The sequence below is a fragment of the Aliiroseovarius sp. genome, assembly GCF_030148435.1.
Taxonomy (GTDB): domain Bacteria; phylum Pseudomonadota; class Alphaproteobacteria; order Rhodobacterales; family Rhodobacteraceae; genus JASBTN01.
Genome location: NZ_JASBTN010000079.1, coordinates 23,122 through 37,891 on the forward strand (window position 1 = coordinate 23,122; position 14,770 = coordinate 37,891).

At 64.5% G+C, this 14,770-nt stretch carries 17 protein-coding genes; 8 read left to right on the forward strand and 9 right to left on the reverse strand.

Going from position 1 to position 14,770, the window contains the following annotated elements:
• Nucleotides 1–11: 11 nt before the first annotated feature.
• The 3 genes from Q1V43_RS13850 to Q1V43_RS13860 are packed head-to-tail and all read left to right on the forward strand — an operon-like array spanning nt 12 to nt 2,050.
• Nucleotides 12–692 carry a molecular chaperone DjiA gene (locus tag Q1V43_RS13850; RefSeq protein WP_300519113.1) on the forward strand — a complete coding sequence of 227 codons (681 nt, stop codon included), beginning with the start codon at nt 12–14 and terminating at the stop codon, nt 690–692.
• The gene (locus Q1V43_RS13855; protein ID WP_300519116.1) at nt 692–1,720 is read left to right on the forward strand and encodes an endonuclease/exonuclease/phosphatase family protein; all 1,029 of its coding nucleotides are present in this window, start codon (nt 692–694) and stop codon (nt 1,718–1,720) included. Before Q1V43_RS13850 ends, Q1V43_RS13855 begins: the two co-directional genes overlap by 1 nt.
• 24 nt (nt 1,721–1,744) lie before the next feature.
• Complete coding sequence (locus Q1V43_RS13860; protein WP_300519118.1) at nt 1,745–2,050, forward strand: hypothetical protein; 306 nt, start codon at nt 1,745–1,747, stop codon at nt 2,048–2,050.
• A 206-nt stretch (nt 2,051–2,256) separates the two neighbouring features.
• On the opposite strand, the gene Q1V43_RS13865 is transcribed toward Q1V43_RS13860, so the two are convergent.
• From Q1V43_RS13865 to Q1V43_RS13880, 4 genes are all read right to left on the reverse strand, one after another.
• Nucleotides 2,257–3,789 carry a Ppx/GppA family phosphatase gene (locus tag Q1V43_RS13865; protein ID WP_300519120.1) on the reverse strand — a complete coding sequence of 511 codons (1,533 nt, stop codon included), beginning with the start codon at nt 3,787–3,789 and terminating at the stop codon, nt 2,257–2,259.
• A gap of 51 nt (nt 3,790–3,840) precedes the next feature.
• On the reverse strand, nt 3,841–6,015 hold the full coding sequence (locus tag Q1V43_RS13870; protein WP_300519123.1) for an RNA degradosome polyphosphate kinase: 2,175 nt from the start codon (nt 6,013–6,015) through the stop codon (nt 3,841–3,843).
• Nucleotides 6,016–6,106: 91 nt separating this feature from the next.
• Nucleotides 6,107–6,790, reverse strand: coding sequence for a DnaA/Hda family protein (locus Q1V43_RS13875; protein ID WP_300519125.1), 684 nt, complete (start codon nt 6,788–6,790; stop codon nt 6,107–6,109).
• 1 nt (nt 6,791) lies between these two features.
• Entirely contained in the window at nt 6,792–7,868 is a 1,077-nt protein-coding gene (locus tag Q1V43_RS13880) for an AI-2E family transporter (protein WP_300519128.1), read from the reverse strand.
• A gap of 254 nt (nt 7,869–8,122) precedes the next feature.
• Between Q1V43_RS13880 and proS the strand changes: the two genes are divergently transcribed.
• Nucleotides 8,123–9,463 (forward strand): proline--tRNA ligase, encoded by a 1,341-nt coding sequence (gene proS / locus Q1V43_RS13885; RefSeq protein WP_300519131.1) that lies wholly within the window; start codon nt 8,123–8,125, stop codon nt 9,461–9,463.
• A 127-nt stretch (nt 9,464–9,590) separates the two neighbouring features.
• The gene (locus Q1V43_RS13890) at nt 9,591–9,983 is read left to right on the forward strand and encodes a DUF2937 family protein (RefSeq protein WP_300519133.1); all 393 of its coding nucleotides are present in this window, start codon (nt 9,591–9,593) and stop codon (nt 9,981–9,983) included.
• A 4-nt stretch (nt 9,984–9,987) separates the two neighbouring features.
• Here the strand turns inward: Q1V43_RS13890 and Q1V43_RS13895 are convergent, their stop codons facing one another.
• The 4 genes from Q1V43_RS13895 to Q1V43_RS13910 all read right to left on the reverse strand — a co-directional run bounded on the left by Q1V43_RS13895 (nt 9,988) and on the right by Q1V43_RS13910 (nt 12,772).
• Nucleotides 9,988–10,656 (reverse strand): outer membrane beta-barrel protein, encoded by a 669-nt coding sequence (locus Q1V43_RS13895; RefSeq protein WP_300519135.1) that lies wholly within the window; start codon nt 10,654–10,656, stop codon nt 9,988–9,990.
• Between the two features lie 279 nt (nt 10,657–10,935).
• On the reverse strand, nt 10,936–12,012 hold the full coding sequence (locus Q1V43_RS13900) for a 5-(carboxyamino)imidazole ribonucleotide synthase (RefSeq protein ID WP_300519138.1): 1,077 nt from the start codon (nt 12,010–12,012) through the stop codon (nt 10,936–10,938).
• Complete coding sequence (gene purE / locus Q1V43_RS13905) at nt 12,005–12,493, reverse strand: 5-(carboxyamino)imidazole ribonucleotide mutase (RefSeq protein ID WP_300519140.1); 489 nt, start codon at nt 12,491–12,493, stop codon at nt 12,005–12,007. The genes Q1V43_RS13900 and purE overlap by 8 nt, the downstream gene beginning before the upstream one ends.
• A gap of 60 nt (nt 12,494–12,553) precedes the next feature.
• Nucleotides 12,554–12,772 carry a DUF465 domain-containing protein gene (locus tag Q1V43_RS13910; RefSeq protein WP_300519142.1) on the reverse strand — a complete coding sequence of 73 codons (219 nt, stop codon included), beginning with the start codon at nt 12,770–12,772 and terminating at the stop codon, nt 12,554–12,556.
• Nucleotides 12,773–12,948: 176 nt separating this feature from the next.
• On the opposite strand from Q1V43_RS13910, the gene Q1V43_RS13915 reads away from it, so the two are divergent.
• The 3 genes from Q1V43_RS13915 to Q1V43_RS13925 all read left to right on the forward strand — a co-directional run bounded on the left by Q1V43_RS13915 (nt 12,949) and on the right by Q1V43_RS13925 (nt 13,962).
• Nucleotides 12,949–13,359, forward strand: coding sequence for an Hsp20 family protein (locus Q1V43_RS13915; protein ID WP_300519145.1), 411 nt, complete (start codon nt 12,949–12,951; stop codon nt 13,357–13,359).
• Between the two features lie 84 nt (nt 13,360–13,443).
• On the forward strand, nt 13,444–13,671 hold the full coding sequence (locus Q1V43_RS13920; RefSeq protein WP_300519146.1) for a DUF1150 domain-containing protein: 228 nt from the start codon (nt 13,444–13,446) through the stop codon (nt 13,669–13,671).
• A 78-nt stretch (nt 13,672–13,749) separates the two neighbouring features.
• Nucleotides 13,750–13,962: a hypothetical protein gene (locus Q1V43_RS13925; RefSeq protein ID WP_300519149.1), complete on the forward strand. Its 213-nt coding sequence runs from the start codon at nt 13,750–13,752 to the stop codon at nt 13,960–13,962.
• A gap of 55 nt (nt 13,963–14,017) precedes the next feature.
• Here the strand turns inward: Q1V43_RS13925 and Q1V43_RS13930 are convergent, their stop codons facing one another.
• A complete protein-coding gene (locus Q1V43_RS13930) occupies nt 14,018–14,713 on the reverse strand; it encodes a hypothetical protein (RefSeq protein ID WP_300519152.1) in 696 nt (231 codons plus the stop codon).
• Between the last annotated feature and the right edge of the window lie 57 nt (nt 14,714–14,770).

Consider the following 14,770-nt stretch of genomic DNA (forward strand, 5'->3'; position numbering starts at 1 on the left):
ACACAGGGTCCATGTCGCTCTGGTCCCGCATATCCGATGCCCTGGCCGCCCTGTCCAAGGGCGAAAGCCTGTCGGATGTGTTCTCGCACCTGCGCACGCCGCCCGAACGCACCGCCGGTTTCGCCATCGCGGTGATTGCCCTGGGGGCCAAGATGGCCAAGGCGGACGGGCAAGTGACCCGCGACGAGGTCTCGGCCTTTCGCGAGGTCTTTTCGATCCCGAAATCCGAGGAAAAAAATGCAGCCCGCGTGTTCAACCTCGCGCGGACCGACGTTGCCGGGTTCGAGGAATATGCCGCCCGCATCGCTGCAATGTTCACCGGGGACGACAAGCCGCTTTGCGACCTGATGGAAGGCCTGTTCTTCATTGCCGTGGCAGATGGCGAATACCACCCGGCCGAAAACGAATTCCTGCAACGCATCGCCGAGATCTTCGGAATGAGCGAGGCGGGGTTCCGCCGCCTGCGCTCGCGTTTCGTGCCGGATGAACACCCTGATCCCTACGAAGTTCTCGGCATTTCCCCCGAAGCCTCGCTGGAGGAAATTCGCCGCGTCTGGCGCGCCGAAGTGCGCGAAAGCCACCCCGATCGCATGCTTGCGCGCGGCGTGCCCGAGGAAGCGATCAAGCTGGCCGAAAAGCGGCTGATCGCCGTGAACCGCGCCTGGGAAGAGATCAGCGAAGGACGGGCCTGATGCGCATTGCCACCTACAATGTCGAATGGTTCAACAGCCTGTTCGACGATGGGGGGCACCTCCTGGAGGATGACCGCTGGTCCGGCCGCCAGGACGTGAAACGGGGCGAGCAACTGGCCGCCCTGGGGGTCGTGTTCACCGCCATGGATGCCGACGCGGTGATGGTGATCGAAGCGCCGGACGACAATCGCCGGCGCGACACGGTGCTGGCGCTTGAGACATTCGCGCACAAATACGGGCTGCGCGCCCGAAAAGCGATCCTGGGCTTTCGCAATGACACCCAGCAGGAGATCGCGCTCCTGTACAACCCCGATGTGCTCGAGGCCGTGCACGACCCGCGCGGGCACGAGACCGGCAAGAAAGGGTCTGCGGACGCGCCGCGCGTTGACGGGGTGTTTCGCTGGGACGTGGACGTGGATGCCGACCCGGACCTGATCACCTTTTCCAAGCCCCCGCTGGAGCTGGAACTGACCGTAAAGGAAACCGGTCGGCGCCTGCTCATGATCGGGGTTCATGCGAAATCCAAGGCCCCCCATGGCGCCCGCAGCCCGGATGAGATCATGCGCGTTGCCATCCAGAACCGCCGCAAGCAGATGGCGCAATGCATCTGGCTTCGCCAACGGATAGAACAGCACCTGGCCGATGGCGACAGCCTGATCGTGCTGGGGGATTTCAACGACGGGCCGGGGCTCGACGAATACGAATATCTATTCGGCCGCTCCGGGGTCGAGGTCGTCCTGGGCGAGGCAGGTGCGGTCAAGCTGCACGATCCCCATGCGCGCATGGCCCTGACCCGCCGGGTTGGCCCCAGCCCAGTCACAGCGCGTTTCTATATCGCGCCCGAGAAGCGCTACCTGCAGGTGCTTCTAGACTATGTCATGCTGTCCGAAGATCTCTGCGCGCTGGGGCCCAAGTGGCGCATCTGGCACCCGTTCGACGATCCGGTCTGCTACCGGACACCGGAGCTGCGCGAGGCGCTTCTGACCGCCAGCGACCACTTTCCGGTCAGTGTCGATCTGGCGCTTTGACACGCGCGTCCCCATATTGGGGACATGAGACAGACACGCACATTCTTTCTGGGCGCGGTGCTGGCGCTGGCGACCCTGCCGGTAGTGGCGGAAGAAACCACGAACCCCGAGCTTGAACGCGGCGGAGAGCTGCTGCGCGAAGGGTTCGGATTGCTGCTCGAGGGCCTGGCCACCGAGCTTGAGCCGATGGCCGAAGCCTGGCAGGATCTGGTCGGGCAACTGGGCGATCTCAGCGCCTACCACCCCCCGGAACGCCTGCCAAACGGCGACATCATCATCCGCCGCAAGACCCCGCTTGAACTGGGCCCGGAGGGTGAGATCGACCTCTGATCCCCTCTTTATCTTGCCGCACAATATCCTGGGGTGAGGCCGTCAGGCCGAGGCAAGCGAGTACACTTGGGTACCGGCGTCGGCTGGCAGCGGTTTTTGAGAAACCGCGAGAAGCGGCAAGGCCCTGCCCAACTCCGGACAAGCCGAAGGCGTGGGCCGGAGACGGGAGGCCCACCGTCGCGAAACGCGTGGAGCGTGTCAGGGCCCTATCGCTGCGTCTTGACCGTCGCCTGGGCCCCCAGCGCATCCGCCAGCGACTGGAACCGCGCCTGGGCCACCTCTCCGAACAGGTCGGCTGCCTGTTTGCGCAAGTGCAGGTGCAGCTCGCGTTTCTTGGGAAACCACTTCAGTTCAGCCTTGCCCAGGGGGTCATCCACCGCGAACATCGCGCCGAATCGCATCGCCTTGCCCAGGGCCTCGGCGCGGGCGCAATCCTCGTCCGCGAGGATCGAGAAAAGTTCCTCGAACCGCGACCCGTCGCGCGAGTTCTTGTAACGGTGCAAAAGCGCCACCCCAAGGAACACCCGTTCTTCATGGGTGAGCCCGCCCAAGTTTGCGCGCGTGGCATTGTCGAAACAGACCTCGTGGCGGTAATCGGGGTGGGCGCGCCAGCTTACGTCATGCAGCAGGCAGGCCGCCTTGACGACGCGCAGCTCCGCCGGTTTCGCGGATTTGTACAGCGGTTGCAGGAAGGCGTAGAGCGCCTTGCCGAACCCCGGGTTGCGCGCGTCCTTCTTCTCGGCGAAATAACAGGCCTCGATCAGCGGGTCGCGTTTGCGCAGCCGGTCGGGCATCTGTTCATAGAGCATGCCTTCGCGAATCCCGTAGGAACTGACCGCGATTTCCTTCGGGCGGAACACTCGCACCAGCCGCTTCAGAACCAGTGCGGCGGTCGGCACCAGCGCCATACGTGTCGAGGAGGTGCCGGTGCGCTGACGCACTGCGTCCAGATCGGCCTTCTCGATCCATTTCAAAGTCTGCGAGAGCGACTTGGGCGTCATGCGGTATTCATGCAGCACGGTCAGCGGATAGCCCCGCCGCTCCATGTCCAGTCGGGCAATGGCCCGCCAGGAGCCGCCGACCAGGAACAGGCGCTTGTGGTCGGTGCCCATTTCTTCGGCCAGGGCATCCACCGTGCGGGCGATCTCGGCCTTCAACCCCTTCTTGCCGCCGGGAAGCCCCGCCAGTTTCAACGGGCCCAGTTCCGAGGTCACGCGCTTGCCCACGTCGCCACCGGTGATCTCGGCCAGTTCCAGGGAACTGCCGCCAATGTCGCACATCAGCCCCTTGGCGTCCGGCCAGCCCAGCAGTACGCCCTGAGCAGACAGCCGCGCCTCTTCCTCCCCGTCGATGACATAGAGCTCCAGCCCGGTCTCGCGCAGGATCTCCGCGCGGAATGCCGGCCCGTCGGTGGCATCGCGGACGGCCGCCGTGGCAACGGCGGTCAGCGGCGCCAGCCCCATGCCCTTGGCGATGAGCTGAAAACGCTTGATCGCGGCCAGGGCGCGCACGCGGCCTTGCGGGTGCAGATGGCCGGATTCGCGCAGACCGGTACCCAGCCCGCAGAGGATTTTTTCATTGTAGAAATAGGCAGGAGACCGCGCCGCCCCGTCGAAAACGACCATGCGGACCGAGTTCGATCCCACATCCACCACCCCGACGCGCGAAAGCGCCCGCGCCGAAGGGTCGTCGAACAGGGGACGGCCGAATGGCCCCCATTCTTCGGTATTTCCGTCCATGATCATCCCCGCCAGGTTCCGTTTTCACCCTGCCCAAGCGCGCACGGAAAATCAATCTTCCGAATGGGTCAGTTCCGGCACGTCCGACGCCCCGGCCGAGCCGCGGCCCGACAGCGACGGGTATTCCATGAAGAACCGGTGGCAGTTGAACGGGCGTTCGATCGCGGCCAGGTCGGGGCGGGCAAAGCGGCCGTCCGGGGCCATCACCCAGCTCTGCGCCACATCGGCCAGGTTCGCCGCCATGATCTGGCTGACGATCTGCGCCTTCACGGTGGCATTTGTAATCTCGATCAGGGTTTCCACGCGGCGGTTCAGGTTGCGTCCCATCCAGTCGGCGGACGAGATATAGACCTTGGCCTTTTTCGTGGGCAGCCCGTGCCCATTGCCGAAACAGACGATGCGCGAGTGCTCAAGGAACCGACCGACGACCGATTTCACACGGATGTTCTCGGACAGGCCCTTGATGCCCGGTCGCACCCCGCAGATGCCGCGCACGACGAGCGAGATTTTCACCCCCGCCGCGCTGGCCTTGTAAAGCGCGTTGATGACCTCGGGCTCGATGAGCGAGTTCATCTTGGCCCAGATTTCCGCAGGTTTTCCGGCCCTGGCATGTTCGATCTCGCGGTCGATCATCTCGATCAGGCGGGGTTTCAGGGTAATCGGCGATATGGCCAGGTTTTCCAGCGCATCCGGTTGCGCGTATCCGGACAGGTAGTTGAACACCCGCGTCGCATCGCGTCCCAGTGCGGCGTCGCAGGTGAACAGGCTGAGGTCCGTGTAGATCCGTGCCGTGATCGGGTGGTAGTTGCCGGTGCCATAATGCGTATACGTCACCAGCCGGTCGCCTTCGCGCCGGACCACGGTCGAGATCTTGGCATGGGTCTTGTAGTTCATGAAACCATAGACGACATGCGCCCCCGCGCGTTCCAGCCGGCGTGACTGGCGGATGTTGGCGGCCTCGTCGAACCGTGCTTTCAGTTCGACCAGGGCAGTGACCGATTTCCCGTCCTCGGCCGCTTCGCACAAGGCCGAGACGATCGGGCTGTCATGCGAGGTGCGATAGAGCGTCTGCTTGATTGCCACGACATCCGGGTCGACGGCGGCCTGTTTCAGGAACCGCACAACCATGTCGAAGGTTTCATAGGGGTGGTGCAGTAGCATGTCCTTCTGGCGAATGGCCGAGAACATGTCGCCCTCGTGGTCCTGCACCCGTTCCGGCACGCGGGGGGTAAAGCTGGGCCAGAGCAGATCGGGGCGCTCGTCAAGTACCAGTTCCTTCAGGTCGGCGGTGCCGATGAGCCCGTCCACCTCGACGATTTCGTCATCGGTAACACGAAGCTCCTCCTGGATCATGCGGCGCAGCCCGGACGGCGCGCCGGCCGACAGTTTCATGCGCACCACCTCGCCGCGCTTGCGGCGTTTCAGCGCGGTTTCGACTTCGCGCACCAGGTCTTCGGCCTCTTCCTCCAGTTCCAGATCGCTGTCGCGCAGGATACGGAAGGCGCAGTTGCCCTTTTCCACGTAGCCCGGGAAGAGCGAGCCGAGGAATTCCAGCAGAACCTCCTCCAGCGGCAGGAAGCGCGCCTGGCCCTCCGGCGCGGGCAGGCGCACGAACCGGTCGATCTGCTGCGGGATCGGCAAGAGCGCCTTGAGCTTGCGCTTGTCGGACTTGCGCTCCAGATGCAGCGCAAGCGAAAAGCCGGTGTTCGGGATGAAGGGGAACGGGTGGGCAGGGTCGATCGCCAGCGGGCTCAGAACCGGGAAGATCTGGTGCAGGAAGGCTTCGTCCAGGTGCCTGCGGTCCGCCTCGGTCAGATCCTTGCGGGAGCAGATGGCAATGCCCTTGTCCCGCATCTCCCGGGCCAGCACTTCGAAAGTGCCCTGCTGCCGCGCCATGAGGTTGCGGGCGTCCGCGTTGATCAGTTTCAGCTGTTCGGCCGGCGACAGCCCGTCGGCGGCTGGTGTCGTCACCCCTTCGCGCATCAGCTCGCGCAGACCGGCCACGCGCACGGTATAGAATTCATCCAGGTTTGTGGCGCTGATCGACAGGAACCGCAGCCGCTCCAGCAGCGGCACGCGCGGGTTCTCGGCCTCTTCCAGCACCCGCCAGTTGAAGCCCAGCCAGCTGAGCTCACGGTTGAAGAAACGGCGCGGTCCGGCGATATCCTCGTCAGACAGCTCTACGGGGACGGGAAAGTCGGAGTGAAGGAAATCGGCGTTGGTCATGACAAGACTGTATCGTGCTCGAGTGTGAAGGGAAGGTGACGATAGGACGTTTCCCACCACATCCCTTTGCGATGGATCAACCCGGGCCGATTCATGTGCCCGGCTCGGCGGAATTATCCAGGATACGGGCCGCGAAGGTGCGGGTGATCGGGCTGTGCTCGGCCAGGGCCGCGCGGTCCAGCCGGCCGACCAGCAGGGCGGCCTGGGCCAGGGACCTGTCCATGCGCCTTACAAGATAGGTGATCAGCGGATGGGTCACGATGATCTGCCGGTCATCGAAGAATTTCACCAGCACGGCGGACAGAAGCATGTCGTCGGGCGCATCAAGGCGGGTCAGCGTGGTGCCCTCCATCCGCGAGCGCAGGTCCGGAAGGTCAAGGCCCCAGCGGCTGGGCGCGTCGCGGGCCGTGACCAACAGGTGGCCGCCCTCGGCCAGGATCAGGTTGTGCAGGTGAAACAGCGCCTCCTCGGCCCTGCGGTTGCCCGCGATCCGGTCCGCGTCCTCGACCACGACGGACTGGCCTGCAAGCGCCGCGATATCCGTGTCCGGCAAATCCTGCGCGGCGACCAGCCGCGCCGCTGTCATCTCGGCCCAGACCAGCGCCAAATGGGTTTTTCCGGACCCTTCCGGCCCCGCCAGAACCAGCTTGCGGTTGGGCCAGCCCTGCCAGCCCTCGACCGTTGCCATGGCCGCGGCATTGGAATGGGTGACGAAGAAATCCCCGCGCCCCTGCGCCGGGCGCACGGGCAGGTCAAAGGTCAGTTGCCGGGCCATGTCAGTCTTCCGCCGCCTCGCCCTTGCCGGTGATCCCGGTGTAAAGCCGTCCCTGCTGGTATCGGGCCACGCCAAAGCGTGCGACCACCCCCAGGGCGGCGGCAACCGGCACCGCGACCAGCATGCCGACGAAGCCGAACAATGCGCCGAACGCCGACAGGGCGAAGAGCAGCCAGACCGGGTGCAGCCCGACCGATCCGCCCACCAGTTTCGGGGTCAGGATGTTGCCCTCCAGGAACTGGCCCGCAAAGAAGATCGCGGCCACGCCTGCCAGAGTCCACCATTCGCCCCAGAACTGGAACAGCCCCAGCCCGATGGCCAGGGCGCCACCCACCAGCGCGCCGATATAGGGGATGAAGGTGATCAGCCCGGCGATGAAGCCGACGATCAGCCCGAACTGCAGCCCGACCACCATCAAGGCCACCGCGTAATAGGTGCCCAGGATCAGGCAGACCGTGCCCTGGCCGCGAATGAAGCTCGACAGGGTGGCGTCGATCTCGGCGGCGATCTTGCGAACGGTCGGCGCATGGTCGCGCGGCAGAAGCTTGTCGATCTCGCCCACCATGCGGTCCCAGTCAAGCAGCAGGTAGAAGGCCACGACAGGCGTGATGACCATCAACACGACCACGTTGATGATCCCCATGGCTGAGCCGACAACAGCGCTGACCAGCTCGCCGCCACGTTCCTGGATGGTCTGCCCCAGTTTGCCCAGAGACTGGCGCAGGGTGGAGCTTTCGTCCATCAGGGCCGGGAAGCGATCGGTCAGGAACCCCTGCAACTGGTTGAACAGGTCGGGGGCCACATTGACCAGCGAGACAGCCTGGCCGACCAGGCTCGGTACGATCAAGAGGATCGCAATGATGAACATCAGAACCGCCAGAACCGAAATGATCGCGGTGGCCAGCACGCGTGAACAGCCGGTGGCCTCCAGCCGGTCCGCCACCGGGTCGAGGAAATAGGCGATCGCCCCGCCCAGCACGAAGGGCAGGATCACATCGCCCAGAAACCACAGGGCGGCGATGAGGATGGCGGTGGCAAGGGTCCAGTACTTGGCCTGGGTCTGAACGGGCAGGGCCATGAAAACTCCGTATAACTCCCGCCCTATGTCGCGTTTTTCGCGCCCTGGTTCAAGAGGGACGGCCCAGGAGCCTATCCCGACACTTCCCTTTATCTTGCCCCAAATATCCCGGGGTGAGGCCGAAGGCCGAGGGGCAGCGCCCCTGGGCTCACAGGGTGAGCCAGGCCCGACCAGCAATCAAGATTGCCCCCGCCCCCGCTTTCGCATAGGACGAAGCAAAGCTACGAACAGCCAGACCAGACGAGAGACAGACCATGCGCCTCAGCCGCTATTTCCTGCCGGTCCTCAAAGAGAACCCCTCCGAAGCCCAGATCGTATCCCACCGCCTCATGCTGCGCGCAGGCATGATCAAACAGCAGAGCGCCGGGATCTATTCCTGGCTGCCCATGGGGTTCAAGGTGCTGCGCAAGATCGAAAACATCGTGCACGAGGAACAGGCCCGCGCCGGTCACATCGCGATCCAGATGCCGATCCTGCAGGGCGCCGATCTTTGGCGCGAAAGCGGGCGCTACGACGACTACGGTCAGGAAATGCTGCGTATGCAGGACCGCCACGGCCGCGACATGCTCTACACGCCCACGGCCGAGGAAATGGTGACGGACATCTTCCGCAGCCACGTCAGCTCCTACAAGGACCTGCCGCTGACGCTCTACCAGATCCAGTGGAAATTCCGCGACGAGATCCGCCCGCGTTTCGGCGTCATGCGCGGCCGCGAATTCTACATGAAGGACGGGTACAACTTCGACCTGACCAAGGAAGACGCGCTGCACGCCTACAACCGCCACCTTGTCAGCTACCTGCGCACCTATGAGCGCATGGGGCTGCAGGCCATTCCGATGCGCGCTGATTCCGGCCCGATCGGCGGCGACGATACCCATGAATTCCTGGTGCTCGCCGACACCGGCGAAAGCGAGGTCTTCTACGACAGCGCCGTGACCGACCTGAGTTTTGGCGACCGTCAGATCGACTATGACAGCGTGGAAGAGTGCCAGGCGGTGCTGGAAGAGTTCACCTCAAAATATGCCCGCACAGACGAGACCCATGACGAGGCCGCCTTCCACGAACGCGTCCCCGAAGACCGCCGCCGTGTCGCGCGCGGCATCGAAGTGGGGCAGATCTTCTATTTCGGCACCAAGTATTCGGATGCCATGGGCGCCACCGTACAGGGGCCGGACGGCAAGCCGACGCCGGTGCACATGGGATCGCACGGCATCGGTGTGAGCCGTCTGCTGGGCGCCATCATCGAAGCCAGCCATGACGACAAGGGCATCATCTGGCCCGAAGGTGTGACCCCCTTCCACGTCGGTATCGTCAACCTGAAACAGGGCGATGGCGAAGCCGACGCGGCCTGCGACAGCCTCTACAAGGCCTTCGAGGCCGCCGGTCTGGAACCGCTCTATGACGACCGCAAAGAACGCGCCGGTGGCAAGTTCGCCACCATGGATCTGATCGGCCTGCCCTGGCGCATCACCGTCGGTCCGCGTGGGCTGAAAAACGGCGTGGTCGAGCTGACCTGCCGCCGCACCGGGGAAAGCGAAGAGCTGCCGCCGGAACAGGCAATCGCCAAGGTGGTGGAGATCTACGCCAAACACTAAAGCGGTTTTTCGCTGAAAAAACAGGGGTGTGGGCGGTCTTCTTGACCCCCGCGCCCTTTTTCATTCAGGATGGCTGTAAAAGAACAGAGCAGGTGACGGGCATGACAAGCCATCCGGAGGCGGGGCTATGATCCGCGTGCTGGCCCTTGTGGGCGGGCTCGGAGGAGCCGTGACCCTGTCGCAATTTCCCGAGTATTCGCAGCAATACCTGCAGCGCCTGGCGGGCGCGGTCGATGAGCTGAGCGCGGTCGTGGCGGCCTTTGACGCCTCCGCCGCGGGGTTCGACCTGACCCGCGTCGAGGCGCTGGCGACCGGGATTGGCTTCGGCGCCGGATGGCTGATGGTGGCGGGGCTTTTGCGCGGACTGATCGGCCTCTCGCGACGGCGCAAGGCAGGGCACGCGGAAACGTCGCTCAAGCCCGCCCGCAATGCATCCAGCCCGCGGGGGCTGCGTGAACCGCCCCCCGTGACCCGGGCCGCGCGCGATGCCGTGGCAGGGCTTGAGCATCCCGCCGAATAGGCCCTCAGAACCGCAGGTTCACGCCCAGTTTGAAATTGTGAAAGCGCGGTGTGGCCTGGGTTGACGCGCCACCTGCATCCTCCAGCCGGACCTTGCCGAAATTCGCGTGTTCGTATTCACCGGTGACGGAAATCCGGTGGGTCAACTGCTTTTCGACCCCCAGGCCAAGGATATGCCCATTGGCCGAGAAACCGGTGTCGATTGCCACCGGGCGCGCTGCACCCGTGCCGGTCACGGCATAGTCGAACGCGCCACGGGACAGTCCGGCAATGGCATAGAGCTGTGCCCCCCAGGCGGACTGCGCCAGACCAGCCTTCAATCGCAGCGACAGGGCACGGCTCAGCCGTGATGCGGCGCTATACCCCCCGGCGGTGAAACTGTCCCCGACCTTGCCCCCCTCAAAGGCCAGCTCGGGGCCGATCACCATCATGCCCAACTGCCAGCGATAGCCCAACCGCAGCCCGGCATTCAGCCCGTCGTCGTCCAGTTGCCCGATCGGGATCGAGCCCGGGCTGCCGGATGGCGAGACACCGACCGCATCCTGGCCGGGCAGGGCATAGCCCAGGGTGAACCCGCCATAGGCGCCGGTCCAGCCCGGATCGGCCGTCGCGGCGGAGGGGGGCGTGGGAGCGGAAGGCGTTTCCGGGCCAGCGGCCATGAGGGCAAGGGGCATCACGGCTGCGCAAATGAGCGTCGTGGCAAAGCGGGGCGTCTTTGATGTCATCGGTCTTGTCCAGCGCGGCGGGCGAAGATGCCCGCCACCGGGCTAACGTGACATCGGTATTGCCGCCAGCCCTAAGGTTCGAAAGGCAAGAGCGATTGTAAGCTGTTGTAAATAAACCATAAAAACTGGAATTGAAATAAAAACAAGAATTGTTCAAACCTGGCTGTTCAGAACGAAAAAAGCCGCCGCTCGGAGGAGCGACGGCATTTTGAAACCCGTGAGAGGGGGTCAGCTTTTCGGCGCGATGACCCGGTTCACATGACCCATCTTCCGTCCCGCTTTCACTTCGGCCTTGCCATAGAGATGCAGTGCGGCGTTGGGTTCCCTGGCGATCTCGCCCACCCGGTCCATGTCGGCGCCGATCAGGTTCTCCATCACCACGTCCGAATGGCGTGACCCGTCACCAAGAGGCCAACCGGCCACGGCGCGTATGTGTTGTTCGAACTGGTCGATGGTGCAGCCGTCCTGGGTCCAATGGCCGGAGTTGTGCACGCGTGGGGCGATCTCGTTCACCACAAGGCCCTGCGGGGTGACGAAAAGCTCGACGCCCATCACGCCCACGTAATCCAGCGCGTTCAGGATCCTGCCGGCCAGCAGCACGGCGTCCATGCGCTGGGCGGCGCTCAGATTGGCGGGCAGGGTGGTGGTCGACAGGATGCCGTCCTTATGCACGTTTTCGCCCGGATCGTAGCAGGCGACCTCGCCGGTGGTGCCGCGGGCGGCGATCACGCTGACCTCGTGGCTGAAGCTCACGAAACCCTCCAGCACCGCAGGGGCGCCGGCCATGTCGGCCAATGCCTGGGCTGCGTCCTCGGGCGCCATGATCCGCGCCTGGCCCTTGCCGTCATAGCCGAAACGGCGGGTTTTCAGGATCGAGGGCGCGCCGATGGTCCGCATGGCCGCGTCCAGATCGGAGGTGTTTTCCACGTTGGCATAGGGGGCGACGGTCAGGCCCAGCCCGGTCAGGAAGTCCTTTTCCACCAACCGGTCCTGGCTGACCCGCAGAGCCTCGCGGTTGGGGCGGATCGGGCGGACCGCCTCGATCACGTCCAGCGCGGCGGTGGGGATGTTTTCGAACTCGTAGGTGACGACATCGACGCTGTCGGCAAAGGCCCTCAGGGCGTCCTCGTCGTCATAGCCCGCTGTTGTCACCCGGTCGGCCACATGACCCGCAGGCGGGTTGGCGCCGGGTTCGAAGATATGTGTGCGGAAACCCAGGCGGGAGGCCGCGACAGAGAGCATACGGCCCAACTGGCCACCGCCCAGGATGCCGATCACGGCGCCGGTAGCCAGGGCCTCAGTCATCGGAGGGCTCATCGGGGATGGAGGCCGAAAGCGCCGCGCGCCAGGCGTCCAGGCGCCGGGCCAGATCCGCATCCGACACGGCCAGGATACCGGCCGCCATCAGGCCCGCATTGGCCGCGCCCGCAGCCCCGATCGCCATGGTCGCGACCGGGAACCCCTTGGGCATCTGCACGATGGAATAGAGGCTGTCGACACCGGACAGCGCACGTGTCTGCACCGGCACGCCCACGACGGGCACACGGGTTTTCGAGGCCATCATGCCCGGCAGATGGGCCGCACCTCCAGCCCCCGCAATGATCACGTTCAAGCCACGATCCGCGGCGGTCTTGCCATAGTTCCACAGCCGGTCCGGCGTGCGGTGGGCCGAGACAATCTTGGTCTCGTAGGCAATGCCCAGTTCATCCAGAATGTCGGCGGCTTCCTTCATCGTGGGCCAATCCGACTGGCTGCCCATGATGATCCCGACTTTCACGTCCGTCATGCTGTCCCCACGTCCTTTGCCGGTGGTCGTTGAAGCCCGCTTTATAACGGCCCCAGCCCTTTACGCAATGATATCCGGCGTCAGCTGATCCTCGATCGCGGCGATCTTGTCCTTCAGCGCCAGTTTCTGCTTTTTCAGGCGGCGCAGCTGCAGTTGATCGGCCCGGCCGGTTTCCTCGAGAGCGGTGATCGCGGCGTCCAGATCGCGGTGCTCGCGGCGGAACACTTCCAGCTCGACGCGCAGCACCTCTTCTGGCTTCATTTCTTCGGCTTTTGTCATGGCTGAGTCGGGTTCCCAAAATCCTGTGCACAACTTAGCTGCCCGCCCCGGTTCCGCCAAGGGGTGGGTGTGACATCGGGGGGCTTGCAGGCAGGAGACGTCACCCCCATATTCAACCGGAGGGTCGCCGGAGGCGGGGCCCCGGTTTGCGTGTCGCTTTGATGAAGGACGTGTCGATGACGAAAATGACCCTTGGGTCCCACCCTTTCCTGCTGGGCTTCGAACAGCTTGAGCGCCTGGTGGAACAGGCTTCGAAAGGCCAGGACGGATACCCCCCATTCAATATCGAACAGGTCAGCGAGCGGGGCTATCGCATCACCCTCGCCGTGGCAGGGTTTTCGGATGACGACCTGTCGATCACGGTCGAGGATCACAAGCTGGTCATTCGTGGCCGTCAGCCCGAAGCGGACGCGACGCGGGTCTTTCTGCATCGCGGCATTGCCGGACGCCAGTTCCAGAAGAGCTTTGTCCTGGCCGATGGTGTCGACGTGAAGGGCGCCACGACCGAGAACGGCCTTCTGCATATCGACCTGGAGCGGGCCGAGCCCGAGAAGGTCGTGCAGACGATCCAGATCAATCGCGGCTGATATTTCAGACCATCAACAGCTTGTGAGCGGACGGGCAGAATGCCCGCGCCGACCCCATATTTTGTGTATGGAAGGAGACGTGTCATGGATGTGAAATACGAAATCCTGCCGGAAAACGGCGAACGCATCGTCTATGTCCGGCCAGTGAATGTCGAAGACCTGCCCGACGAGATCCGGCCCCAGGTCGAAGGGATCAAGCGGCTGTTTGCCGTGCATGATGCCGATGGCGAGCGCCTGGCGCTTGTGCGCGGCCGTCGCCTGGCCTTTGCATTGGCGCGGCAGAACGATCTGTCGCCCGTGTCGGTGCACTAGGGCCGATTGACGCCGCCTTCGAGAGGCTGGTCAAACACACGGATCCGGGGCAATCTGCCCCGGGTAACGGAGCGCGTTGTGGTCGAGTTGTTCCTGGGATTGCTTGCCATCATTCTGGTGGTATTGGGTGTGTGGCTCGTTTTTGGCGTAGTGTGCGACATGGCGGACGCCCGCGGGCATAGCCGTACTCTCTGGATGGTTGTTTCTTTGGTATGGTCCCCCTTTGCGGTGATGTTCGTGCTGTGGCTGTTTGTTCCGCTGCTGGAAATCGGTGAGGAGGAGGCGGGTTGAGCCGAGCCTCGGCGTACGCAGAAGCCGGGCTTGGGCCGCTTTCCGAAGGGGTTTCCTAGGCTTCCAGATTTCTGGCGTTTCGGTGTGACCACGTGCCGAAATCCTCCCCAATCGACAGGGCACAGGCCTGGTTCGCCTCCGCGCGGGTCCGGCCGTCTATCCGGGCGTCCTGCAAATTGCCGGGGTCGGACAGGGGCGCCGCCAGGCTGCGGGCCTCGGAAACCTCGACAACGTCCCGTTCTGTCCGGGCAAAGGCCGCAGACAGCCAGATATCATCCACGGCCCAGGCGATGTCCGGCGGGCACATGGCGATGTCATCCAGCCAATCGGGCCGGATCATGACCCCGGCAAAGCCCTGCGCGATCGGCGGGCCGGAGAGCTTCAGCCGATCCGCCCCGAACGTCGCGCCGGCCAATACCGCGCCCGGATGTTGCGCACGGCCCGCGCGAAAGGCATCCGCCCAGCCCGGCGCATAGTCCCAGTCATCGTCGCAATAGAGCAGTTCGACCGCCTGCCCCCGCAGGGCCTGCGCCGCGTGCAGGACCTTGGCGGCCGGTCCCTTGTCCTGCGCCGGGCGCAACAGCTCCGCGCCGGGCAGGTCCGGCACCGCATGGTTCCCGGGAAAACGGCGATACCTGCGGGGCAGGGTGACGATCACCCGGTCTGCCTGCCTGCGCAGACCCGCCACCACGCGGGGCAACTGGCCGAAACGCGGCGGGATCGAGGTGAGCGAGATGACGAGCGGAACCATGCGCCGACACTGCCCCACGAAAAAGGCCGGAGCAATGCCCCGGCCTTTCCTGCGTCT

Bases quoted from the DNA above. Each gene is read 5' to 3' on its own strand.
- Q1V43_RS13855 (WP_300519116.1), top strand. From the start codon at position 692: ATGCGCATTGCCACCTACAATGTCGAATGGTTCAACAGCCTGTTCGAC.
- proS (WP_300519131.1), top strand. From the start codon at position 8,123: ATGCGCCTCAGCCGCTATTTCCTGCCGGTCCTCAAAGAGAACCCCTCC.
- Q1V43_RS13875 (WP_300519125.1), bottom strand. From the start codon at position 6,790: ATGGCCCGGCAACTGACCTTTGACCTGCCCGTGCGCCCGGCGCAGGGG.
- Q1V43_RS13930 (WP_300519152.1), bottom strand. From the start codon at position 14,713: ATGGTTCCGCTCGTCATCTCGCTCACCTCGATCCCGCCGCGTTTCGGC.
- Q1V43_RS13915 (WP_300519145.1), top strand. From the start codon at position 12,949: ATGACGAAAATGACCCTTGGGTCCCACCCTTTCCTGCTGGGCTTCGAA.
- Q1V43_RS13900 (WP_300519138.1), bottom strand. From the start codon at position 12,012: ATGACTGAGGCCCTGGCTACCGGCGCCGTGATCGGCATCCTGGGCGGT.
- Q1V43_RS13850 (WP_300519113.1), top strand. From the start codon at position 12: ATGTCGCTCTGGTCCCGCATATCCGATGCCCTGGCCGCCCTGTCCAAG.
- Q1V43_RS13890 (WP_300519133.1), top strand. From the start codon at position 9,591: ATGATCCGCGTGCTGGCCCTTGTGGGCGGGCTCGGAGGAGCCGTGACC.
- Q1V43_RS13910 (WP_300519142.1), bottom strand. From the start codon at position 12,772: ATGACAAAAGCCGAAGAAATGAAGCCAGAAGAGGTGCTGCGCGTCGAG.
- Q1V43_RS13880 (WP_300519128.1), bottom strand. From the start codon at position 7,868: ATGGCCCTGCCCGTTCAGACCCAGGCCAAGTACTGGACCCTTGCCACC.
- Q1V43_RS13895 (WP_300519135.1), bottom strand. From the start codon at position 10,656: ATGCCCCTTGCCCTCATGGCCGCTGGCCCGGAAACGCCTTCCGCTCCC.
- purE (WP_300519140.1), bottom strand. From the start codon at position 12,493: ATGACGGACGTGAAAGTCGGGATCATCATGGGCAGCCAGTCGGATTGG.
- Q1V43_RS13865 (WP_300519120.1), bottom strand. From the start codon at position 3,789: ATGGACGGAAATACCGAAGAATGGGGGCCATTCGGCCGTCCCCTGTTC.
- Q1V43_RS13920 (WP_300519146.1), top strand. From the start codon at position 13,444: ATGGATGTGAAATACGAAATCCTGCCGGAAAACGGCGAACGCATCGTC.
- Q1V43_RS13870 (WP_300519123.1), bottom strand. From the start codon at position 6,015: ATGACCAACGCCGATTTCCTTCACTCCGACTTTCCCGTCCCCGTAGAG.
- Q1V43_RS13860 (WP_300519118.1), top strand. From the start codon at position 1,745: ATGAGACAGACACGCACATTCTTTCTGGGCGCGGTGCTGGCGCTGGCG.